General features: G+C 61.8%; 20 protein-coding genes. 11 read left to right on the forward strand and 9 right to left on the reverse strand.

The window, feature by feature from the left end; all coding sequences use genetic code 11:
- Positions 1–59 precede the first annotated feature (59 nt).
- Both M6D32_RS14610 and M6D32_RS14615 read right to left on the reverse strand, forming a co-directional pair.
- On the reverse strand, positions 60–1094 hold the full coding sequence (locus tag M6D32_RS14610; protein WP_298257327.1) for a GGDEF domain-containing protein: 1035 nt from the start codon (positions 1092–1094) through the stop codon (positions 60–62).
- Positions 1095–1257: 163 nt separating this feature from the next.
- Positions 1258–2700: a DEAD/DEAH box helicase gene (locus M6D32_RS14615; RefSeq protein ID WP_298257329.1), complete on the reverse strand. Its 1443-nt coding sequence runs from the start codon at positions 2698–2700 to the stop codon at positions 1258–1260.
- An 865-nt stretch (positions 2701–3565) separates the two neighbouring features.
- Between M6D32_RS14615 and M6D32_RS14620 the strand changes: the two genes are divergently transcribed.
- Entirely contained in the window at positions 3566–4801 is a 1236-nt protein-coding gene (locus tag M6D32_RS14620) for an FAD-dependent oxidoreductase (RefSeq protein WP_298257331.1), read from the forward strand.
- Positions 4802–4887: 86 nt separating this feature from the next.
- On the opposite strand, the gene M6D32_RS14625 is transcribed toward M6D32_RS14620, so the two are convergent.
- The 4 genes from M6D32_RS14625 to M6D32_RS14640 all read right to left on the reverse strand — a co-directional run bounded on the left by M6D32_RS14625 (position 4888) and on the right by M6D32_RS14640 (position 8738).
- Entirely contained in the window at positions 4888–5073 is a 186-nt protein-coding gene (locus M6D32_RS14625) for a hypothetical protein (RefSeq protein WP_298257333.1), read from the reverse strand.
- A 147-nt stretch (positions 5074–5220) separates the two neighbouring features.
- The gene (locus M6D32_RS14630; protein ID WP_298257335.1) at positions 5221–6003 is read right to left on the reverse strand and encodes a porin family protein; all 783 of its coding nucleotides are present in this window, start codon (positions 6001–6003) and stop codon (positions 5221–5223) included.
- A gap of 233 nt (positions 6004–6236) precedes the next feature.
- Positions 6237–8294 carry a DNA topoisomerase IV subunit B gene (gene parE / locus M6D32_RS14635; RefSeq protein ID WP_298257337.1) on the reverse strand — a complete coding sequence of 686 codons (2058 nt, stop codon included), beginning with the start codon at positions 8292–8294 and terminating at the stop codon, positions 6237–6239.
- A 93-nt stretch (positions 8295–8387) separates the two neighbouring features.
- On the reverse strand, positions 8388–8738 hold the full coding sequence (locus M6D32_RS14640) for a hypothetical protein (RefSeq protein ID WP_298257339.1): 351 nt from the start codon (positions 8736–8738) through the stop codon (positions 8388–8390).
- A 149-nt stretch (positions 8739–8887) separates the two neighbouring features.
- On the opposite strand from M6D32_RS14640, the gene M6D32_RS14645 reads away from it, so the two are divergent.
- From M6D32_RS14645 to M6D32_RS14660, 4 genes are all read left to right on the forward strand, one after another.
- Positions 8888–9418, forward strand: coding sequence for a DedA family protein (locus M6D32_RS14645; RefSeq protein WP_298257341.1), 531 nt, complete (start codon positions 8888–8890; stop codon positions 9416–9418).
- Positions 9419–9675: 257 nt separating this feature from the next.
- Positions 9676–10341: an FMN-binding negative transcriptional regulator gene (locus tag M6D32_RS14650; protein ID WP_298257343.1), complete on the forward strand. Its 666-nt coding sequence runs from the start codon at positions 9676–9678 to the stop codon at positions 10339–10341.
- Positions 10338–11333, forward strand: coding sequence for an N-acetyl-gamma-glutamyl-phosphate reductase (argC, locus tag M6D32_RS14655; protein ID WP_298257345.1), 996 nt, complete (start codon positions 10338–10340; stop codon positions 11331–11333). The genes M6D32_RS14650 and argC overlap by 4 nt, the downstream gene beginning before the upstream one ends.
- A gap of 63 nt (positions 11334–11396) precedes the next feature.
- On the forward strand, positions 11397–11984 hold the full coding sequence (locus M6D32_RS14660) for a class I SAM-dependent methyltransferase (RefSeq protein WP_298257346.1): 588 nt from the start codon (positions 11397–11399) through the stop codon (positions 11982–11984).
- A gap of 43 nt (positions 11985–12027) precedes the next feature.
- Here the strand turns inward: M6D32_RS14660 and M6D32_RS14665 are convergent, their stop codons facing one another.
- Positions 12028–12426, reverse strand: coding sequence for an MAPEG family protein (locus tag M6D32_RS14665; protein ID WP_298257375.1), 399 nt, complete (start codon positions 12424–12426; stop codon positions 12028–12030).
- A gap of 158 nt (positions 12427–12584) precedes the next feature.
- The gene (gene phaC / locus M6D32_RS14670; protein ID WP_298257348.1) at positions 12585–14390 is read right to left on the reverse strand and encodes a class I poly(R)-hydroxyalkanoic acid synthase; all 1806 of its coding nucleotides are present in this window, start codon (positions 14388–14390) and stop codon (positions 12585–12587) included.
- Between the two features lie 299 nt (positions 14391–14689).
- On the opposite strand from phaC, the gene M6D32_RS14675 reads away from it, so the two are divergent.
- From M6D32_RS14675 to M6D32_RS14695, 5 genes are all read left to right on the forward strand, one after another.
- Positions 14690–14968: a hypothetical protein gene (locus M6D32_RS14675; protein WP_298257377.1), complete on the forward strand. Its 279-nt coding sequence runs from the start codon at positions 14690–14692 to the stop codon at positions 14966–14968.
- A 214-nt stretch (positions 14969–15182) separates the two neighbouring features.
- Complete coding sequence (locus M6D32_RS14680) at positions 15183–16403, forward strand: LL-diaminopimelate aminotransferase (protein WP_298257350.1); 1221 nt, start codon at positions 15183–15185, stop codon at positions 16401–16403.
- A 61-nt stretch (positions 16404–16464) separates the two neighbouring features.
- Complete coding sequence (locus tag M6D32_RS14685) at positions 16465–17784, forward strand: homoserine dehydrogenase (RefSeq protein WP_298257352.1); 1320 nt, start codon at positions 16465–16467, stop codon at positions 17782–17784.
- A 158-nt stretch (positions 17785–17942) separates the two neighbouring features.
- Positions 17943–18941 carry a class II fructose-bisphosphatase gene (gene glpX, locus M6D32_RS14690; protein WP_298257354.1) on the forward strand — a complete coding sequence of 333 codons (999 nt, stop codon included), beginning with the start codon at positions 17943–17945 and terminating at the stop codon, positions 18939–18941.
- A 122-nt stretch (positions 18942–19063) separates the two neighbouring features.
- Positions 19064–19783, forward strand: a complete 720-nt coding sequence (locus M6D32_RS14695) for a haloacid dehalogenase type II (protein ID WP_298257356.1) — start codon at positions 19064–19066, stop codon at positions 19781–19783.
- Between the two features lie 19 nt (positions 19784–19802).
- Here the strand turns inward: M6D32_RS14695 and M6D32_RS14700 are convergent, their stop codons facing one another.
- Positions 19803–20222 carry a hypothetical protein gene (locus M6D32_RS14700; protein WP_298257358.1) on the reverse strand — a complete coding sequence of 140 codons (420 nt, stop codon included), beginning with the start codon at positions 20220–20222 and terminating at the stop codon, positions 19803–19805.
- A gap of 1245 nt (positions 20223–21467) precedes the next feature.
- On the opposite strand from M6D32_RS14700, the gene recJ reads away from it, so the two are divergent.
- Entirely contained in the window at positions 21468–23309 is a 1842-nt protein-coding gene (gene recJ, locus M6D32_RS14705) for a single-stranded-DNA-specific exonuclease RecJ (protein ID WP_298257359.1), read from the forward strand.
- Positions 23310–23326 lie beyond the last annotated feature (17 nt).

Raw genomic sequence — 23326 nt, forward strand, 5'->3', positions numbered from 1 at the left:
GCGCGCCTCCTCATCATGAGGGTCTGCGGGGTGCGTTCACGGCGACGAGGGACTTTGAATCACGCTACCTGGCTGCGGCTCTCGGCGGCGTATTCCGGATCGACTTCGCAGATGACGCGGTTGCGGCCGTTGCGCTTGGCGGCGTAGAGGCAGGCGTCGGCGCGCTCGATCAGCGAGTCGGTATCATCACCCGGCTTCAGCATGGAAACGCCGACCGAGATGGTGACGCGGCCGAGGATTTCGCCGGTGGATTTCTTCTTCAATTCCTTCGCCATGACGGCGCGGCGGATGTGATCGGCGACCGTCAACGCCTGGCGCAGCGCGGTGTTGGGCAGCACCACCGCGAATTCCTCGCCGCCGTAACGGGCGGTGATGTCCTGGCCCTTGATGGTCTGCTTCAGCGACATGCCGACCAACCGCAGCACCTGATCGCCGGTGAGATGACCATAGGAGTCGTTGAAGGATTTGAAGTAATCGATGTCGAACATCAGCAGTGACAGCGGCTCGCCGGTGTCGAAGGCCGTCGCAACCGCCGTCTCAAGCGAGCGATCGAAGTATTTGCGGTTGCCGAGACCGGTTAGCGGGTCAGTGAGGCTCTCCGCCCGGATCGCCTCCAGGCTGTGCTGCAGATTTGTGATTTCCGTTTTCGATAACGCCAGCCGATCTTCCAGCGCCTTGGTGGTATCGCGCATCTCATGCGTCGTTTTGACGAGCGTGTCGACGATCTTCATGATCTGCTCGCGGCCCACGGCCTTTGCGAGCCGTTCGGTCGCGCCGGAGAGGCTCGCATTGTAGGAGGCCGACATGCCGAGCGCGTCGCCGATCAGCTTCATCACGTCATCGATTTCGCCGATGACGCGGGCGCCGACCTTGTCGATGCGGTCGGTCGTCTTGAGATGCGAGAGGTAGGTTTCGTAGATCTGCTCGAGGTCGGCTTCCGTCAGCTTGCCGTTGCGCGCGAGGGTCTCGTTGATGACCTGGTTGAGCTGCGAATTGTAGCCGGTCGCGTAGACGTACCAGATTTCGTAATTGCGCGGGATTGCGGTTTGCCGCAACGAGCGAATCTGGCCTAGCGCCAATTCGGCAAAGGCCATTGTGCGTTCGTATTCGTCCAGCAACGAACTCGCCCCCAGCGAACGTCGGCGCGGCCCGATTCTCGCGCCAAATTTCATAAACTATGAGCGCAAGCTACCGTAGGTTGACTAACGAGCCGTAAACGAGGGGATCTCTACCCCCATACTCACAATCGGCCCGCGATCACACGCGGGCGCGCACCGGACGCAGCAAAAACGCTGGAAGATGAGAGTGATCCGCGGGTTCCGACTGGCTATGCGAACTTCTGGGTCCGGCCGGGCGACCGATGGACGGAGGACGCTGCGCCGGGGGAGAAGTGCCGGGCGTCGGCGCCGTTGTAGCGACCGTAGGTTGTATCGCGGGGGTGGGGTTGCGTCCACCACCATGACCAGCGTCACGATCGCGGCGCCGTTTGCGCCCGCCACGGGAGCCTTCGCGCCCGCCTTCCCGTGGGCGCTCCCGATGCTCGCGAGGGCCGGCCTGCTCAGCCGGCCGAGACGTCCAGTCGCCTTCGGCGACCGGAATGCTCTTTCCGATCAGCTTTTCAATGGCCGCCAGCGACTTGTGATCCAGCGATGTGACGATGGAAACCGCAGTTCCCGTGCGTCCGGCCCGGCCGGTGCGGCCGATCCGGTGCACGTAATCGTCAGCGTGGTGGGGAACGTCGAAATTGAAGACATGGCTGACGGCGGGAATGTCGAGGCCGCGGGCGGCGACGTCGGAAGCGACCAGCAGCGGAATTTCGCCCTTGCGGAACTGGTCGAGCGCCGCCGTGCGAGCGGATTGGTCCATATCGCCGTGCAGGGCGCCGACGCTGAAGCCGTGCTTTTGCAGCGATTTGTGGACAACGGCGACTTCGCGTTTGCGGTTGCAGAAGATGATCGCGTTGTTGAGGTCGTTGGCCTCGCGCAGCAGGCGGCGGAGGATTTCGCGCTTGTCATGCGCTTCGCGTCCCGAGGGGACCTGCAATTGGGTGATGGTGGCCACCGTCGTCGCGGGTCTCGAAACTTCCACCTTCTCCGGGTTGTGCAGGAAGGTCTCGGTGATGCGCCGGATCTCCGGCGGCATGGTAGCGGTGAAGAACAGGGTCTGGCGGGTGAAGGGGACAAGCTTGCAGATGCGTTCGATGTCGGGAATGAAACCCATATCGAGCATCCGGTCCGCTTCATCGATCACCAGCAGTTCGACGCCGGTGAGCAATAGTCCGCCGCGTTCGGTGTGGTCGAGTAGCCGGCCCGGAGTTGCGATCAGAACGTCGACGCCGCGTGTGAGCTTGGTATCCTGGTCCCCGAAGGAAACGCCGCCGATCAACAGCGCCACGTTGAGCTTCTGGCCGACGCCGTAGCGGTCGAAGCTTTCCTTGACCTGGGCGGCGAGTTCGCGCGTCGGTTCCAGGATCAGCGTGCGGGGCATCCTGGCGCGGGCGCGGCCCTTTTCCAGGATCGTAAGCATTGGGAGAACGAAGGCGGCGGTTTTGCCGGTGCCGGTCTGGGCAATGCCAAGAACATCGCGACGGGCCAGAACGTGGGGAATCGCCTGTTCCTGAATGGGGGTGGGGTTGGTGTAACCGGTGGCCGCAACAGCGGCGAGCACCTTTTCGGACAAGCCGAGATTGGAAAAAGACATTTAGCCTCTGGAAGATACCGCCGTCTGGAATCTTGAAAAAAGGGCTATCGCGCTTAACCCCGGAACGGCACGCAAATTTGCACGGGATTTTTCGGGTACGCGGAGAGGCGGGGCATCACGTTTCGATACCGGGCCGCGTCTAACCGGAACATAGGCGCGCATCCGCCAAAGTCAATGGAAACGAGGTTACAAGCGTTGAAAAAGCTTAATCTTTTGACACAACGGGCAGCAATGGGGCGAGCGCCATGGCGAATCGCGGAGGGGATCGGCATGAGAGGCGGGCCGGCGTAAAGGTTCTCGGTAGCGCTGTTCGGTCTTGTCGGAGCGCTTCTGGCGCGCTTGCCACACCGGCCGAAGCCTCGACCGAAGGCCAGGAAGAGCTAGAGCTCCGATTCCGAATTTCGCAAGCTATTGCGGTGACCTCTGATGCGAAGTTCGGAAACAAAGGAGCTCTAGCAAATGATATTTTCTAGTGCGGCTTTGAATTTGAAGTTCCTATAACGAACTCACGGCGAAACTGATAGAACTTCAAATTCGCCGCACTAGAGCTCCGATTCCGAAGTTCGCAAGCTATTGCGGCCCCTCCGACGCGAACTTCGGAATCAAAGGAGCTCTAGCAAATATAGGTTTCTAGTGCGGCTTAGAATTTGAAGTTCCTATAACGAACCCACGGCGAAACTGATAGGAACTTCAAATTCGCCGCACTAGTGCTCGGTGCGTCAGTCCTTGCCGACCGGATCATCGAGCGTTCGCAGAACAGGAAAAGTGCGAAGGTGTCCGTGTCGGAAGTCAGAAGCTTCCGCCGTTGGCAATCTGGCGGCAGGTCGCGATATAACGGCCTCCCACAACGCGGCGGGAGTAGCCGATGCCCCGAACCATCGAAACCCATTGTTGTATCGTTGGCGGTGGCCCGGCCGGCATGATGCTTGGTTATTTGTTAGGCCGCGCCGGCATCGAGGCGGTGGTGCTGGAAAAGCACGCCGATTTCTTCCGGGATTTCCGCGGCGATACCGTGCATCCCTCGACGTTGCAGGTGATGGACGAACTTGGCTTGATCGACGCCTTCCTGAAGGTGCCGCATCAGCAACTGCAGAAGATGGAAGGCCAGTTCGGCGGCGAGTCCGTCCGTATCGCCGACCTTAGCCGCCTGCGCGTCAAATACCCGTTCATCGCGATGATGCCACAATGGGATTTCCTCAATTTCCTGCGCGAGAACGGCAAGCGCTTTCCATCACTTCAGGTGATGATGAAGACCAATGCCACCGGCCTCATCTGGTCGGGCGACCGGGTCGTCGGGGTCAACGCCGAAACGGTCGATGGCCCGGTTGAAATCCATGCGAGCCTGACCATCGCCTGCGACGGACGGCACTCGACTGTGCGCGAGAGCGCGAAACTCGACGTGGATGAAATCGGCGCGCCGATGGATGTGCTGTGGTTTCGCTCCGGAAGGCGCGCCAACGAAACCGAGAACCTGTTTGCGCGGCTCGAAACCGGCAAGATGCTCGTCACTTTCGACCGGGGCGATTACTGGCAATGCGCCTATGTCATCGCCAAGAACGGGTTCGACGCCGTGAAGGCGAGGGGGCTCGACGCTTTTCGCAACGACGTCGTCAGCATGGCGCCGATCCTGGCTGCCGGCATGGCGGATGTGAAGACGTGGGATGACGTCAAGCTGCTCACGGTTGCCATCAACCGGTTGAAGCGATGGACGCAGCCGGGACTGCTGTGCATCGGAGACGCCGCGCATGCGATGTCGCCGGTGGGCGGCGTCGGCGTCAATCTCGCCATCCAGGATGCGGTCGCGACCGCCAACCTTCTCGCGGCGAAATTGATCACATTGAAAGCGGACCGAGGCTGTCCGTCAGAGGAAGAACTGCAAGCTGTGCAGCAACGGCGCACTTTCCCGGTGCGGATGACGCAAGCGATGCAGGTGGTCGTTCAGAACAAGCTCATCAGTCAGGTGGTCAGGCCCGGTGAAAAGCCGCTTCGGGTGCCGATGTTCCTGCGCATCGTCTCTTCCGTACCCTGGCTCCAGGCGCTCGCCGGCCGCCTCGTTGCCATCGGCGTACGCCCCGAACATGTGCATTCGCCTCGCGAATAGTTGGTAGCCCGCATGAGCGTGAGCGACATGCGGGACAATTGAGTGCGACCCCGGATATCGCTTTGCTCATCCGGGCTACGCGATCGCTAGCGCTTGCTCTGCCAGATCAGCACAAGACCGAGGCCGGCCAGCGCAGCGCCGTAGCCAGCCCACTGGATCTGCCGGATCATGAAGCTCGATGCAGGCCAAGTGATCGTGCCGGTGCCCTGGCCGATCCACAAAAGGCCGATACCGAGCGCAATCAGGCCGAGCACGAGCAGCAAATTACGCATAATGACCTCAACGACGGATCCATCCTCGAGGGGGTATTTACCGGCGATGAGAAGGCTTCGTCACGAGGGACTTTTGAATGAGACACAAAAAAGCCCCGGCCAAGCCGAGGCTTTCGAGTCCGATTTTAGCTCAGATCAGTACTGATCTCAGTAGTTGGCGACCAACGGGCCACCCCAGTTGAATCGGTAGACCAGCGAGGTCGAGATCGTCTGCACCAGCGGCTTGAAGGTAATGTTGGTGTTGGTCGGCAAACCGGCCGTGTTGATCTCATTGATGTTGTTGCGGTCATAATAAGCGGCGCGATACTCGGTCTTCATGAACCAACCCGGCGCCGTAATGCCGAAGATATTCAGGTTGTTTTCGACGCCGCCGCCGACGAACCAGCCGCCGCGGTCGAAGCCGTTCGTCGAGCCCAACAGCGTGCCGTTGATAGTGCTGGTCAACGTAGTCCCGCTCCAGTGCGCGTCGCTGTAACCGGCGTTCACGTAGGACAAGACATTCGGAGCAACCAGCCAACCGAGGCGCGCGCCGACAGCCCAGCTGTCGTTGTTCTTGATGTTACCCGCAGCGAACGGGCCCTGGTCCTGGATCGTGCCCTTGAGGCTTCCGAACTGTCCGTCAGCGAAGAGGCCGACAACCCAGCTATGGTTGAACTGCCAGTCGTAACCGGCGCCAACCGTGCCGAACCAGCCGTCGCCGCCCTGCCTCTGGCTGCTGAGAATCTGCGCGCCAGTCGCCGCGTTTTGGGTCGTGGTATCCGCATCCCAGACGCCGCCGCCGGCGCCACCGAAGATGTAGAAGCCGGTCCAGTTGTAAACCGGCTCAGGCATGACGGGCGCCTTGGTGTAGCTGCGGGCGGGAAGATCGGCCGCGAGAGCCGAACCCGTGAACGCCGCGACCGCGGTCAATGCCAACACCAGCTTCTTCATTTGCAACCCCTTGAGCGATTCAGCGCCGGCCGCCCGACGCAATCTCGATTCTGACCTCATTTATAATTGTTTCTGGCCAAAAAGCTGTGACCGCTTAGGCACACTTGGCCGTAAAACCGCGGGTGCGGCCGGGCCCTTGTGGACAAAAACCCTTTAAAATCAATGAGCGATCGAGTCTTATCCGCCTGCTTCGCGGCTGCGGTAGGATGCTGCTGCTCCGGCACGTTGTGAACCTAAACGTCGAGCAAATCTTCGCTGGCAAATTCGGCCTTGTCCGTAATGAAGGCAAAGCGCGCCTCGGCCTTGGTGCCCATCAGCCGCTCGACCGAATCAGCGGTGCCGTCGCGGTCGTCGGCAAGCAGCACCACTTTCAGGAGCGTGCGCTTGGTCGGGTCCATCGTGGTTTCCTTCAGCTGCGCCGGCATCATCTCGCCCAGCCCTTTGAAGCGGCTGACATCGACCTTGGCGTTGGCATTGAACTCGCTCTTGAGCAACGCGTCCCTGTGCCCGTCGTCGCGGGCATAGAATGTCTTGCTGCCATGGCTGAGGCGATAGAGCGGAGGGACCGCGAGAAACAGATGGCCCTCATCGATCAGCCGCGGCATCTGCCGGTAGAAGAACGTGATCAGCAGCGAAGCGATGTGGGCGCCGTCGACGTCGGCGTCGGTCATGATGATGATGCGTGAATAGCGCAGATCCTCTTCGCGATAGTGCGCGCCGGTGCCGCAACCGATCGCCTGGATCAGGTCGCCGAGCTGCGCGTTGGCGACGAGCTTGTCCTTGGTGGCGGAAGCGACGTTGAGGATCTTGCCGCGAAGGGGAAGGATCGCCTGGGTCTTGCGGTCGCGCGCCTGCTTGGCGCTGCCGCCGGCCGAGTCGCCCTCGACGATGAAGAGTTCGGAGCCTTCCGACGCCGTGTCGGTACAGTCGGCAAGCTTGCCCGGTAGACGCAGCTTCTTCACCGCTGTCTTGCGTGAAATCTCTTTCTCGGCGCGGCGCCGCAGACGATCCTCGGCGCGCTCAACGACAAAATCCAGGAGCTTGTTGGCCTGCAACGGATTGCCCGAGAGCCAGTGGTCGAACGGGTCCTTGATGGCCTGCTCGACGATACGCTGCGCTTCCGCAGTGGCAAGCCGGTCCTTGGTCTGGCCCTGAAATTCCGGCTCGCGAACGAACACGGAGAGCATCACGGCCGCGCCCACCATCACGTCTTCCGAGGTGATGGAGGCGGCGCGCTTGCCCTGGCCGACGCGCTCGGCGTGATCCTTCAAGCCCCGCAATAACGCGCTGCGCATGCCGGATTCATGCGTACCGCCGTCCTGGGTCGGAATGGTGTTGCAGTAGGACGACAAAAAGCCGTCGGCATCCGCCGTCCAGGCCACCGCCCATTCGCAGGCGCCATGCGCGCCGGTGCGTCCCGATTTGCCGGAGAAAATATCCGGATGCACCAGCGTGTCGGCGTGGATTGCCGCAGCCAGATAATCCTTGAGGCCGCCGGGAAAGTGGAAGCTGTCCGCCGCCGGAACGTCCTCGATGCCTTTCAGCAGGGATGGATCGCAGTTCCAGCGAATTTCCACGCCGCCGAACAGATAGGCCTTGGAGCGCGCCATCTTGAACAAACGTTGCGGCTTGAAGGTCGCCTTGGCGCCGAAGATTTCAGGGTCAGGTTTGAAACGGATTCTGGTGCCGCGGCGGTTGTGGACCTTGCCGAGATCTTCGATCTTGCCCTTCGGGTGGCCGCGCTCGAACGCGAGGCGATAAAGCTTCTGCTCGCGCGCGACTTCGACCTCCAGCCGCGACGACAGCGCGTTGACCACGGATACGCCGACACCGTGCAGGCCGCCCGAGGTCTCGTAGACCTTGGAGTCGAACTTGCCGCCGGCATGCAGCGTGCACATGATGACTTCGAGCGCGGACTTTTTCGGAAATTTCGGATGCGGATCGACGGGAATGCCGCGGCCATTGTCGGTGACCGTCAAGAATCCATCGGCGCCGAGTTCGACCTCGATGAAGGTCGCATGTCCAGCAAGCGCTTCGTCCATCGAGTTGTCGATCACTTCGGCGAACAGATGATGCAGCGCCTTTTCGTCGGTGCCGCCGATATACATGCCCGGCCGCCGACGCACCGGTTCGAGTCCCTCAAGGACTTCGATGTCGCGTGCGGTATAGCCGGCCTCGGCAGTGCTCGGACGCGACGCGGCCTTTGCTGTCCCGCCGGCCTTTGGCGCGGTGGCCCCAAAGAGGTCGTCCGGCGATTTCGTTTTAGCGTTTGATTTTAGTGGCTTAGACATAGTTCTTTAGGTGATGCGGAGGATTATATGGCGAATCGGCCTCGACCGACTATGCCACGGATGAGCTTTAAAAGTGACCGTCCTAAGAGGCCCTCAGGCGCGCGAGGTGCGGAACACGATCAGCGCAAACAGGGCGATGGCGAGCAGCACGATCAGCGAGCCGATGATCGGCAGGGCGATGAAGGCTTCCCCCTTGGCAAGGACGAGCGCGATACCAAGCGGGAACAAGATGGAGCCTGTGATATGCAGCCAACCCTGCCATTTCGCCAGTGCGCTGCCGCCGGCGGTTGGAAAGTGCTTGTAGTACAGGCCGAACACAAACAGCAGGACGCCGCCGACGAGGTTCAAATGCGCGTGTGCCGGCGCCATGGCAAAGCTCTGCCGGATGCCCATCTCGATTCCCCAAATCATGCCGATCACCAGGATCATGGTCGCAGTGCGCATCATCAATGACCCAATCATATGTTTTGTCCCCATCTCCATTGCGCGATTGAAGCGTCGGCTGATTCTGTGTTGGGCGCCATTGTGACTTGATGTTAGTGATCCGACCAGCTTAAACGAACGCGATAAATTGCCGGGAAAGGCTTTTTGGAATGGAAGATTATACGCGCGCGCTAGCCGATTTCGTGCGCGACCATCAAGTCTGGGCCGCGCCGATCGTGCTGTTGCTCGCGTTCGGGGAATCGCTTGCGTTCATTTCGCTGCTGATTCCGGCGTGGGGTGCGCTGGTGGCGATCGGCGCCCTGATCGGCGTCAGCGGCATGAGCTTCTGGCCACTATGGATTGCGGGCGGCATCGGCGCGGCGCTCGGTGACTGGCTCTCCTATTGGTTCGGATTCAAGTACAAAGAGCAGGTCGCACAGATGTGGCCGTTATCACGCTATCCGGAGATCCTGCCGCGTGGCGAGGCGTTCGTGAGAAGCTGGGGCGTGCCGAGCATTTTCATCGGCCGTTTTTTTGGACCGCTGCGCGCCTCGGTGCCACTCGCTGCCGGCATTTTCGAAATGCCGTATTGGCCATTCCAGATCGCGAATTTCGTGTCGGCCTTGATCTGGTCGGCGGCGCTGCTTTTGTTCGGTGACGTGATCGCCGAGATTGCCGCGTGGATCTGGCGGACGGTCTGACCGGGCGCGCGGGTTAAGGCCCATGCAGCAAAAGACGGCCAAAAACCTTGACGGCGGACGGCTGCGGCCTTATAGGCGCGCACCATGATCAACGCTTCGATCCCTTTGTTCGCCTATCGCCGCCGCCGCACCACCGCGGTCAGGGCGATCGTTCGCGTTTAGATCATCGCCTTTGCCGCCGGGTTCGATCCGCGGCATTCTCTCCTGTCAGCGCATCTGATCCGGCGGCCTCTGGTTCAGCCTCGCAGGAGTTTGAGATGTATACGCCTCCCTTGTTCAAACAGGACCTAACCGCGAGCCTTGAGTTTGCGGAAGCGCGCGGCTTTGGCATGGTCTGCGCATGGAATGGAGCGCGGCCGATTGCCTCGTCGCTGCCGTTCTACTTGAACCATACCGAGGGCGGCGCGCTGCAAGCCCTGTTTCACGTCGCGCGCGGCAATCCGCTGGCGAAGTTTGCCGATGGCGCCACACCATGGCTACTCGCAGCCAACGGTCCCGATGCCTATGTATCGGCTGACTGGTACGTCTCATCCGATCAGGTGCCGACCTGGCTCTATCAGTCCGTCCACCTGACCGGGCCCGTGCGGCTGCTCTCGGACGAGGAGTTGGCCGTGCAAATCGATGTGCTGAGCGCAAAGTTCGAGAACTGGCTGTCGCCGAAGAAGCCGTGGACCCCGGCAAAGATGACGCCAGCGAAGCTAGAGGCGATGAAGAAAGCGATTATCGGGCTTGTCATGACGGTGGAGGAAGTCGAGGGTAGCTTTAAGCTGAACCAGCATAAGTCCGAAAGCGACTATGCGGCGGTCGCCGGCGCATTGCAGCGCCGACCCGACACGGGCTCGCAACAAATTGCTGATCTGATGCGGAAAGCGCGGCCGCAGGCCTTCGCGGGCGAACCGAAGCTCGAAAGGAACGTGCCATGAGCCTTTCCGAAACCAGCCGGCCCAAAACTTCCGCTGCCAAAACTTCAGAGGTCAAGACGAGGCCGACGGTGTTCGTCGATGGCGCGTCGGGGACGACGGGACTTGGCATCAACCAACGGCTTCGGTCGCAGAGCGACGTCGTGGTCAAGGCGATCGCGGAAGACAAGCGCAAGGACGCTGCCGCCAAGCGGGCGCTGATGGAGGAGGTCGATCTCGTCGTCCTCTGTTTGCCTGATGCCGCCGCGCGCGAAACCGTGGCGCTGGTCGAGAGCATGGGCGCGGCCGGACCGAAGATCCTGGACGCTTCGACCGCGTTTCGGGTGGCGCCCGACTGGGCTTACGGTTTTCCCGAACTCGCCCCCGATCAAGCCGACAAGATCATGAAATCACGGAAGGTCGCCAATCCCGGCTGCTATCCGACCGGCGCGGTTGCTCTGATCAGGCCGCTGGTCGATGCCGGCATTCTGCCGGTTGATTATCCCGTCACCGTAAATGCCGTCAGCGGCTATTCCGGCGGCGGCAAATCGATGATCGAGAATTTCGAGAGCGGCCACGCGCCGTCCTTCGAGCTTTATGGTCTTGGCTTCGAGCACAAGCATCTGGCGGAGATGCAGGTCTATTCGAACTTGACGCATCGGCCGATCTTCGTGCCGTCGGTCGGCAATTTCCGGCACGGCATGCTGGTCTCGGTGCCGCTGCAACTCGATACGCTCAAGGGCGAACCGAGCGGCGCCGATCTGCATGCAGCGCTCGCCAGGCGTTATGCCGGCAGCCGTTATGTTTCGGTGATGCCATCAGACAATCCGGCGGCCAGGAGCGGCCGGCTCGAACCCGAAGCGCTCAACGACACCAATAGGCTCGAGCTCTATGTCTTCGCCAGCGACAAGTACCGCCAAGCGGTCCTGGTCGCGCGGCTCGACAACCTCGGCAAGGGAGCGTCGGGAGCGGCCGTGCAAAACATGCGGCTCATGCTCGGTCTTCCCGAGGCTTAAGGGAAGGCTGCTAGTGTGGCGACACTGCGACAAGATACGAATGTCAGAACCAGGACACTAACGGTGGACGAGCAGACGCTGCAATTTTATCGCCACAACGCCGAATCTTACGCGGCGTGGGCGAAGGAACCTTCGACGCGGCTGATCGGCTTTCTCGGATTGCTGCCGGAGGGCGGCTCGGTTCTGGAACTCGGCTGCGGCGCCGGCAATCACGCTGCGGAAATGCTGGCGCGCGGATTTGCGCTGCGCGCGACCGACGGCTCGCCGGAGATGGCCGCGCTCGCCTCTCACCGGCTCAATCACCCCGTCGAGACGATGCGGTTTGATGAACTCGACGAATCGCAGGCGTTCGACGGCGTCTGGGCCAGCGCCTGCCTATTGCACGTGCCGAGGGACGAGCTTGGTGGAATCCTCGCGCGCATTCATCGTGCGCTGAAAACCGGCGGCGTGTTCTATGCCAGTTTCAAGTCCGGCGATGGCGACGGCCGGGACTCGCTCGGCCGCTACTACAACTATGTCTCAACCGACTGGCTTCGCATGGCCTATGCGTCGGCCGGGCCGTGGCAATGCCTCAGTTCCGATACCAGCGAGATCAAGAGCTTTGACGCGGCGCCGGCCACGATGCTGCATCTTGTCATGCGCAAGGGGTGAGGTGAGGGCGGCGACGTGTTGAACATCGCCGCCGCGGACGGCTTCAAGCAAGTTTGAAGATCGCGAGCGCCAGCACCACCTGAGCGGCGAAGCCGACCACGAACGCCAGCGTCCGGAACACGGGCAGGCCCATCGTATAAACGATGAGATGCGCGACGCGGGACCAGAAATAGACCGCACAGGCATAGGCGGTCGCTTTTGTCGAATAATCGAGTTCGGCGAGGATCAGAACCAGCGGGGCGAAGACGACGAGGTTTTCAACCGCATTGTCGTGCGCGAACATCAACCGCGTCGCCCATTCCGAATGCGGCTTGTCGCCGCGCGATGGATTGGCCATGGAGCCCGTCAGGCCCCGAACCGAGATGCGATTGAGAATGTAGGGGACCCACAACAGGCCCGTCAGGATCACGGTCAAGGTTAGCCAGAACAGTTCGGGCGTCATCAATCCAGGCGTCATCGTTTCCCCCTGTTGCGTACAAATCGATCCCCGCGGGACGCGGTCTGTTTATACACCAATGTCCCGGTTCTGGCATTCGTTTCATGTCGCGGCGGGTTCGTTTACGAATGTCAAATCCACCACACTGAACGATGTCGATTGCGCTACGCGCGGACCCGGACGTAGCTGCCGGGCGCGTCCTCGATCGGCGGCAGCGCGGCGGCGCCGACGTCGCGCGCGGCCACTTGCTCGGGATCGATCGTCTCCAACCATTGCCGCCAGTCGGGCCACCATGAGCCCTTGTGTTCCTCGGCGTTCTTGATCCAGTCGGCGAGCGTGGTGTCCTTGATGTTGTCGTTGGTCCAGTACTGGTATTTTCCGGCCGCGGGCGGGTTGACGACGCCGGCGATGTGCCCCGACCCCGACAGCACATACTTCACCGGGCCGCCGAAAAACTGCGAGCCGTAGAGCACCGAATCCGCCGGCGCGATATGGTCCTCACGCGTGGCAAGGTTGTAGATCGGCACCTTGACCTTCGAAAGATCGAGCCTGGTGTTGTCGAGCACCATGTTGCCTGTGGACAGGCGGTTCTCCAGATAGCAGTTGCGCAGGTAATAGGAATGATTGGCCGCCGGCATCCGCGTCGCGTCCGAATTCCAGTGCAGCAGATCGAACGAAGACGGCTGCTTTCCCTTCAGATAGTTGCTGACGACGTAGGACCAGATCAGGTCGTTTGATCGCAACATGTTGAATGCCATGGCCATCTTGGCGCCTTCCAGCACGCCGGAGGCGCGCATGTCGCGTTCGATCGCCGAAATCTGGTCTTCGTCGACGAAGACCAGCAGGTCGCCGGCATGGGTGAAGTCCACCTGCGCGGCCAGCAACGTCGCCGAGCTGACGCGGACGCGACGCTTTTCGGCGAGCCATGCCAGCGTGGTCGCCAGCAGCGTTCCGCCGACGCAGTAGCCCATGGTGTGGACCTTCATCTCCCCGGTGGCGCGTTCGATTGCGTCCATCGCCGCGAGCGGGCCTTCCTTCATGTAATCTTCCCAGGTCTTGGCTCCGAGACTCTTGTCCGGGTTGACCCAGGAAATCACGAACACGGTGATGCCCTGATCGACGCACCATTTGATGAAGGATTTTTCCGGCTTGAGATCGAGAATGTAGAACTTGTTGATCCAGGGCGGCACGATCAGAAGCGGCGTGCGCAACACGTTTTCGGTGGTCGGCGTATACTGGATCAGTTGCATCAGTGTGTTCTGGAAGACCACCTTGCCTGGCGTGGTCGCCATGTTGACGCCGACTTCCAGGTTGGACGGGTCGGACTGGCGGATCCGCAGCGTGCCGTGCCCGGCCTCGATATCCTCGGCCAGCATCTTCATGCCGCGCATCAGGTTGCCGCCGTTCGAGGTCATCGTTTCGCGCAGCACCTCGGGATTGGTGAGAACGAAGTTGGACGGGGCGAATGCATTGGTGAGCTGCTGGACATAGAAGGCCGCCTTCTTGCGGGTGTGGGGATCGAGCCCCTCGGCGTCGCGAACCAGGTCATTGGCCCACTGCGTCGTCAGCAGATAGAGTTGCAGGACAAAGTCGAAGAACTGGTTCGACTTCCATTCGGGATCGGCAAACCGCTTGTCGCGCGGCGAGGGCGCGGCAACGGGCGCAACCGTTTCGCCGGCAAGCCGCCGTACCGAGTTGCCCCACAGGTCGAGATAGGCTTTGCCGATCCTGGATTGAATTGCGTTGGCGCGATCGGGATCGGACAGCCAATACTCGGCGACCGCTCCGAACGTCTTGACGAGTTCGGTGAGCTCGTTCGGCGGCTTGTCTGGTACGTCGCCGCCTGCCGCCGGCTTGAGATAGGATGCAAGCGCCTGGCCGCCGCTTTCCATCGCCTTGGCGATGTTCATCGCGAAAGCTTCGGCGTTGAACTTGTTTTCACTCTGCACTTCAGTGGTGACATTGGTCATGGGGCAAGACTACAGCTTCGTTTCAACTTCGTCACCGAAGAGATCGGTGTTGAAAAATAGGCAATCTGCTCGCAAAAAGTTGCTGTTGCACTGCGATATTTATGATGGCTTTGTCTTATTGAAGCCCGAGAGGTCCGCTTTCTTGTTCGGGGTTTAATGATTTCGGGTGAAAAGGATCGGGGGCCGGGGCCTCGTTTGTTAAAGTTGTGTTGTGGCGTTCGCCGCGCGGATGGGTTCAAGGACTGGGTATGTCGGGGGTACAGCGAAACGGAGCTTTGGCCGGGGCAGCATTGCTGCTCGTGATGCTGGATTTGGGCGGCTGTTCGACATCGATCAGCGAGATGCCGATTGGCAGTGTCTCGTCCGATCCGCGGGCCACTGAAACCGGTGCATATCTGCCGGTAAACGCGCTGCCGCCGGAGCGCGATGAGGCCGCCATGGACCCGGCCGAACGCGCCAAGGTTCAAAAGGAACTGGTCGCCGCGCGGGACCATCAGGCCACCGCGGCAGCCGCCAAGGGCCAGGGGCAGGCCAACGACCAGAACCAGGCCCAGAACCCGGCTCAAGCCGCGAAATAATCTCGTTGCTGGCGCACCACACCTTCCGTGCTAGAATTGGTCCGCTGAACCGCGCCAGTCAGCATGAAATTCTTTAATCGCTTCAGTCTGAAATCTCACTAAGATATTGATTCCGTGTGATTATAGGCGGAGGCGAAGTGGCCTGCGGGTGGCACGGCGGCGAATCAATCCCGCAACATTGATCCCGCGAGGGTTGCCGGAGCTGAAGGGTCCCATGGAAGATTTTTACCGCATTCGTCGTCTGCCGCCTTACGTGTTCGAACAGGTCAATCGGGCCAAGGCGGCCGCGCGCAATGCCGGGGCCGATATCATCGATCTCGGCATGGGCAATCCGGATCTCCCGACGCCCTCCCACGTTCTGGACAAGCTGAAGGAAACCCTCGGCAAGCCGCGGACCGATCGTTATTCTGCCTCGCGCGGCATTGCCGGCCTTCGGCGTGCGCAGGCGGCCTACTATCAGCGGCGCTTTGGCGTCAAACTCAATCCCGAAACCCAGATCGTCGCCACGCTTGGATCGAAGGAGGGCTTTGCCAACGTTGCCCAGGCGATTACCGCGCCCGGCGACGTGGTGCTGTGTCCCAATCCCAGCTACCCGATTCATGCCTTCGGCTTTTTGATGGCCGGAGGCGTGATCCGCTCGGTGCCGTCGGAGCCGACGCCGCAGTTTTTCGAAGCATGCGAGCGCGCGATCATTCATTCGATCCCGAAGCCGCTTGCGCTCGTCGTCTGTTATCCCTCCAATCCGACGGCTTATGTCGCCGATCTCGATTTCTATCGGGATCTCGTGGCGTTCGCGAAAAAGCACGACATCTTCATTCTGTCCGATCTCGCTTATGCCGAGGTCTACTTTGACGACAAGAATCCACCGCCGTCGGTGTTGCAGGTCCCCGGCGCGATCGATGTCACCGTCGAATTCACCTCGATGTCGAAGACGTTTTCGATGGCGGGCTGGCGGATGGGCTTTGCCGTCGGCAACGAGCGCATTATCGCGGCGCTGGCGCGGGTGAAATCCTATCTCGATTACGGCGCCTTCACGCCGATCCAGGTCGCGGCAACCGCAGCGCTGAATGGTCCGGAGGATTGCATCCGTGAGATGCGCGATACCTATCGCAAGCGCCGCGATGCCTTGGTGGAATCGTTCGGCCGGGCGGGGTGGGAAATTCCGCCGCCCGATGCCTCGATGTTCGCCTGGGCGCCGTTGCCGGAAGCCTTTCGTGGTGTCGGCAGCATGCAGTTCGCCACCCTGATGGTCGAGAAGTCGGGTGTCGTGGTTTCGCCCGGGGCCGGCTTTGGTGAGCACGGCGAGGGCTATGTGCGTATCGCCATGGTGGAAAACGAGCAACGGATCCGGCAGGCCGCCCGCGGGGTGCGCCGCTTCCTTGAAAGCGGCATCGAAACATTGCACAACGTGGTTCCTCTCGCCAACCGGCGATAGGGCCTAAACATTGCTGCACGTGCTTTCGCGCGGGCAATCCTCCGGCAGGTCTTTTCCAATCATGGTCGCACCCCTGAAAGTGGGTATCGCGGGGCTCGGCACGGTCGGCGCCGAAGTGGTCCGCCTGATCGAGCAGCAGAGCAGGGTGCTCTCGTCGCGCTGCGGCCGCGGAGTGCGTCTGGTGGCTGTCACCGCGTGCTCAAAGGCCAAGAAGCGTGGTCTCGATCTGCAAGGCGTCGAATGGGCCAGGAACCCGCTGGCGCTTGCGAACGATCCCGGCGTCGATTGTTTTGTCGAATTGATGGGCGGCGCGGGCGAGCCTGCGTTGTCCGCGATCGAGGCGGCGCTGAAGGCCGGCAAGTCGGTCGTGACCGCCAACAAGGCGTTGATCGCCAGGCACGGGTTGAAGCTTGCGAGGGCCGCCGAACAGTCCGGCGCCGCGCTGAATTTCGAAGCGGCGGTCGGCGCCGCTATTCCGGTCGTCAAGACGTTGCGCGAGGGGCTCGCCGGCACGGCGGTCAATCGCGTCTACGGCATTCTCAACGGTACCTGCAACTACATCCTGACACGGATGGAGCAGGAGGGTCTCTCGTTCGCCGAATGTCTGAAGGACGCCCAGCGGCTCGGCTACGCCGAGGCCAATCCGTCGTTTGATGTCGACGGTCATGATACGGCGCAGAAGCTCGCGATCCTGGCGAGCCTCGCTTTCGGCACTCGCGTCTCGCAAAGCGCTATCTACGTCGAAGGCATCTCCTCGATTGCTCCGGAAGATTTACGCGCCGCCGCCGAACTCGGCTACCGCGTCAAATTGCTCGGGGTTGCCGTGCGCACCGCAAAGGGCATCGAGCAGCGCGTGCACCCGACGATGGTTCCGAAAACCTCCTCCATCGCACAAGTGATGGGCGTTACCAACGCGGTAACGATTGACGGTGAAGGCATTCCCCCGATCACGCTGGTTGGTCCTGGCGCGGGCGGCGCGGCGACCGCGTCGGCGGTCGTTGCCGACATCGCGGATGTGGCGCGCGGCGTGCGGGCGCTGCCGTTCGGGCGTCCGGTCGAGCGCTTGCGGAAAATCGAGAAAGCGCCGATGGAGCGCCATGAGGGCGGCTATTACATCCGCTTGATGGCGCGCGATCTGGCGGGCACTGCCGCCACCATTGCGACGCGCCTGGCGGAACAGAAAATTTCCATTGAATCGATCGTCCAGCGCCATGCCAATGGCGTTGACGCCGTGCAGATAGCGGGGAAAGCTGCGCCCGTGCCGGTTATCCTGATCACCTATGCCACGAGCGAGGACGCCGTCTACCGCGCGCTTGACGCCGTGCAGCGCGACAAGGTGATCAGCGGGCGTCCGCAAGTGATCCGGATCGAGAAGAATTGAGAAGAGCATGATCCGAAAACGCAGGAACCAATTTTTCCTCGCGGCGAACGCGAAGCGTTTGCGCGGAAATCATGCTCAAATATAGAGATGTTGCCGCCGGAACTGGCGATGCGTGAGAGCGCACGGCCGAGAAGTTAGTCGTTAGGAGGAATTCGCCGATGTCGACCCATATTTCCGTTCCGCCCCAATTGCTGCTCGAGCGAATCCTGACGCTCGAACTCGTGCGGGTGACGGAGCGCGCGGCGGTCTCGGCGGCGCGCCTGCGCGGCCACGGCAACGAGAAAGCGGCCGATCAGGCGGCGGTGGATGCCATGCGGCGCGAGCTGAACAAGCTGCCGATCGAAGGCACGGTCGTGATCGGCGAGGGCGAGCGTGACGAGGCCCCGATGCTGTTCATCGGCGAGACGGTCGGGCTCAAGGCCGGACCGAAGGTCGACATTGCCGTCGATCCGCTCGAAGGCACGACGCTCTGCGCCAAGAACATGCCGGGCGCGATCGCGACCATGGCGATGGCCGATGGCGGCACGCTGCTGCACGCACCCGACGTCTACATGCAAAAGCTCGCCATTGGTCCCGGTTATTCCAAGGGCGTGGTTGAACTGGATGCGGCGCCCGCCGACAACGTGCGCCGGCTTGCCAAGGCCAAGGGCGTCGATCCTTCGGCCATTACTGTGCTGGTGCTCGATCGTCCGCGCCACGCCGACATCATCAATGGCGTGCGTTCGACCGGCGCGGCCGTCCGCCTGATTACCGATGGCGACGTGGCCGGCGTCATCCACTGCGCCGATCCTGAAAATACCGGCGTCGACATGTATATCGGCACCGGCGGTGCGCCCGAGGGCGTGCTCGCGGCGGTAGCGCTCCGCTGTATCGGTGGTCAGATGCAGTGCCGGCTGATCCTCGACAGCGAGGAGAAACGCGAGCGCGCCCACAAAATGGGCATCAAGGACCCGAAGCAGATCTACGGAATCGAGGATATGGCGAGGGGCGATTGCCTGTTTGCCGCCACCGGCGTCACCGACGGCTCGCTGCTGTCGGGCGTCAAGTTCCGCAAGGACGTCATCCAGACCGAGACCGTGGTGATGCGCTCGGTGACCGGCACGGTGCGCTACATCAAGGCCGAACACCGCCAGCTCGACAAGTTTCATCTCGATTGATCGTCATTCCGGGGCGCGCACAGCGCGAGCCCGGAATCCATTTCTCCCAGAATCGATGCGGCACCAGGGATTCCGGGCTCGCCCTACGGGCGCCCCGGAATGACAGGACAGGGAAAGCGATCATGTCCGATCTTTCACAAGTCAAAGCCCTCGTCTTCGACGTCTTCGGCACGGTGGTGGATTGGCGCACCAGCCTGATCAATGATTTCACCGCATGGGGCCAAAAGCGCGGCATCAAGGCCGACTGGACCGCGCTCGTCGACGGCTGGCGCGGCGTTTATGTCGCCTCGATGGAGGAGGTGCGCAAACATCCTGAGCGCGGCTATGTCATCCTCGATGTGCTGCATCGGCGTTCCCTTGAGATACTGGTCGGTCAGCTCTCGATTTCCGGCTTGACCGATGACGACCTGCACTACCTCACGATGGGCTGGCATCGGCTCTATCCCTGGGCTGACAGCGTCGGCGGGCTGACGCGCTTGAAGACGAAATACATCATCAGTCCGCTGTCGAACGGCAATGTCGCGCTTCTGACGGAAATGGCGAAGTTTGCAGGCCTACCCTGGGATCTCGTGATGTCGGCGGAGTTGTTCGAACACTACAAGCCCGATCCCGAGACGTATCTCGGCGCCGCGCGCCTTTTGTGCCTGCCGCCGGGGCATGTGATGATGGTGGCCGCGCACAACCACGATCTCGCGGCCGCCCGGAAGTTGGGACTGAAGACAGCCTTCGTCGCGCGGCCGACCGAATACGGACCGCTGCAGAAACACGACTTTGAGGCCAACGGCGATTGGGACATCGTCGCCAGGGATTTCGGCGAACTGGCCGCGCGGATGGGGTGCTAATCTTCGTCCCGGCGTGGCCTTACGCGTCGCTGCTTGGCCAGAACAAGAGAATGCCGGTCATCACGAGATTGACGAGCGAACCCACGATCGTGCCGTAATGGTCGTGAGCTATCGCAAGGTCCGGTATCTTCACAGCGACGATGACGTCGACGAACACGATGGCAAACCATGCGGCCATCACGACGACAGGATCCCAGCCGATGTCACGGACGCGCATCGCCTGAAGCATCACCGTCACCAGGACGAACAACGCAATCGCGCCCAAAACGGGCCAGCTCAGCATCTGCCAGGTGAGCTGCGATCCGCGGGGAATGTGGATAGTGCCGGAAACAACGAGCGCAAAGCAGACCCCGGTCATCACGATGCCCAGGGCGATGCAGGCCAGAAAGTAGCGCAGACGTCCAAGACGGGCATTGAGCCCGAAGACAAGGTCGAGCATCAGCATTACTCCGTGCCGCTCAGGATCGACCGCAATGCTTGCTGAAAGATGAACGGCGGCGGACGGCGTCAACCTATGGCTTCATACCCCGACGTTGCCGGACGGGTCGGCCCAGCGTTGCCACCACCGGTTGTGCACTGCATGGTCCCGCCATTATAGTGTTCTCGCGGATGCGTGTTTCGTTGGGCGAGGAAGCAATCAGGGCGGTGCCATGACGGATTTTGGGCCGGGTGACTGTGAGGCGCCGCCTCCGTCCGAGGGGAGCAAGCGTAGCCCGGATGAGCGAAAGCGACATCCTGGCCTCTTGCCGCTCCCGCATACCGCTTTGCTCATGCGGGCTACCGGTTAGCTGTCAGGCCGTAGCGGGACGAACGAAGCGAATCCGGGTGGCGTTCGCGCTGCCCGGAGAGGGGATTTGACTGCGTTGTCCCACAACAAATTCCTTGACAAGTTTTCCCACGATCAAGGTGATTTGCCCGTCGTGCCAACGTGTCGCAGCCTTTTCGCTTGCGGCGTCGGGCAAATCATTTCTAAAAGCCGGGCCGTTCCGTGCCCGCCAAGAGGGGCGCTTCGCGATCGTCACGAAACGTTGGCTGCGGAATGCGATGGATGCTTTGACGCGCAAGACGAACGCGTGCAAAGCGGACGGCGAAGTCGTGTGGGCCTGATATCCCGACGCTGATATCAACTCGCGATGATGCTTCGCATCACGCGGGGACGGAGACAAGAAAGCCCGGTCTCCGGGGCGAGCGCGAAGGAAGCCGTTAAAACCATCGCGCAGGGAATGCCGGAATGTTCGGCGTACCTGTAGTGAGCTTATCTGCGTGCTTTCAATCTTTGCACGCGGAGCTACGGGTGCGAAAAACACCCGGCATTCCCTGCGCCCTCGTGTTTTGAAGGGCTCCATCGACGCATTACTCGGGCACGATCCCGCCGCGAGAGCAATAATCCATGGCCGATTGCTCGTGACTCATTGAAGAAATGGTGGTCTCGCCTATCTTGCCAAGGCTACCGAATATGTCGGTGCGTCTTTCTTATCCCTCCCCCGCGAAAGCGTGGGGAGGGTGGCCGTCGCAAAGCGACGGTCGGGTGGGGGCCCCGATGTCGAAAGGTTCGCTTGATTGTGATTTCTTTAACCCCCACCCCGGCTCGCTCTCGCTCGCCGACCCTCCCCACAAGGTGGAGGGATAAGAAGGCGCCTTTCGTATTCCTAGGCGATTACCCTGCCAGTCCTCTCGAGACACCATGACGCTTCCCGCATCCGCATTGCCCGTCGAGGCTCCGCCTGCCTTTCTCGGCGTCGCCCATTCCCTGACCGGAAAGCTGTGGCGCGACCGGCTCGATGCGCGCGGCGCGGCTCGGGCGCTCGCGATCGCGCAGCGATATCAGCTGCCGGAAATGCTGGCGCGCGTGCTCGCCGGGCGCGATGTCGACATCGAGGCGGTCGAGGATTTTCTTGATCCCACCATCCGCAAGCTGATGCCCGACCCCTTCACCGTCACGCAGATGGAGGCGGCGGCCAAACGCATCGCGGACGCGGCTGTCGGGGGTGAAAAAGTCGCAATCTTCGGCGATTATGACGTCGACGGCGCCACCTCGGCTGCGTTGCTCGCCTGGCATCTGCGTCACTCCCGCCTCGACCCGCTGATTCACATTCCCGACCGCATCTTCGAAGGCTATGGGCCGAATGTGGAAGCGGTGCGGACGCTGGCCGGGAAGGGTGCAACGCTGCTGGTGACCGTCGATTGCGGCACCACCAGCCTCGAGCCGCTCGTCGAAGCGCGCAAGCTTGGAATGTCCGTCGTGGTGATCGACCATCACCAATGCGGCGATGCGTTGCCGGACGTCGATGCGCTGGTGAATCCAAACCGTCCCGACGATCTCTCCGGTCTCGGACATCTGGCCGCTGTCGGGCTCGTGCTGGTGACGCTGGTTGCGGTCAACCGCGAACTGCGCGCGCGGGGCTTCTGGACGGCGGAAATGCCGGAGCCGGATCTACTCGGCATGTTGCATCATGTAGCGCTTGGCACTGTCGCCGATGTTGCGCCGCTGATCGGGCTCAACCGCGCCTTTGTCGCCAAGGGCTTGATCGCGATGCGGCGGCGCGACCATGTCGGTCACACCGCGCTGATGGACGTGGCGCGGCTGAACGGGCCGCCGGAAGCCTGGCATCTCGGCTTTATGCTGGGACCGCGCATCAACGCGGGCGGACGTATCGGGCGCGCCGATCTCGGCGTGCGTCTGTTGTTGGAAGGCGATATTTCAGAAGCGGCGCGGATCGCGGCCGAGCTCGACCGGCTGAACAACGAGCGGCGGCTGATCGAGCAGGCGGCGGAAGCGCAAGCCGAGGCAGAGGCGCTGGCCGCGCTCGGGCTTGAGGACAAGGGCGCCGTCATCGTCACGGCATCGGAAGGCTGGCATCCCGGTATTGTCGGGCTCGTCGCGTCCCGGCTCAAGGACAAGTTCTCGCGGCCGACCTTTGTCATCGCGCTTGAGCCCGGCGGCATCGGCACGGGATCCGGCCGTTCGATCGGCGGTGTCGACCTCGGCAAGGCGGTTCGGCAGGCTGTGCACGACGGCCTGTTGCTCAAGGGCGGCGGCCACGCCATGGCCGCTGGCGTCACCCTGCGCAAGGAGAGGCTCGCCGAATTTCGTGCCTACATGGAAAATGCGCTCGCGCGCGGTGTGGCGCAGTCGCGCCACGTCAATGAAATCTTCGTCGATGGCGCGGTCAGTGCGCGTGGCGTCACGACCGAGTTCGCGGCGACGCTCAATCGTGCCGGACCCTTCGGCAGCGGCAATCCGGAGCCGGTCCTCGCTCTGCCGTCACATCAACTGGTCTATGCCGACGAAGTCGGGCAGGCCCATCTGCGCTTGCGCTTCAAATCGGGCGATGGCGCTATCGTCAACGGCATTGCGTTTCGCTCCATTGGACAGAAACTGGGTCATGCATTGATCGCAAATCGCGGCCAGGTTCTGCATGTGGCGGGTTCACTCGCAGTGGATCGCTGGCAGGGCACCGAGCGGGTACAATTGCGCGTGCTCGATGTGGCCGTGCCGGATCAAGGTCCGGCCGTGATCAGGTAGGGCGGGCAGGGGACGGG

The sequence above is a fragment of the Bradyrhizobium sp. genome, from assembly GCF_027307225.1.
Classification (GTDB): domain Bacteria; phylum Pseudomonadota; class Alphaproteobacteria; order Rhizobiales; family Xanthobacteraceae; genus Bradyrhizobium.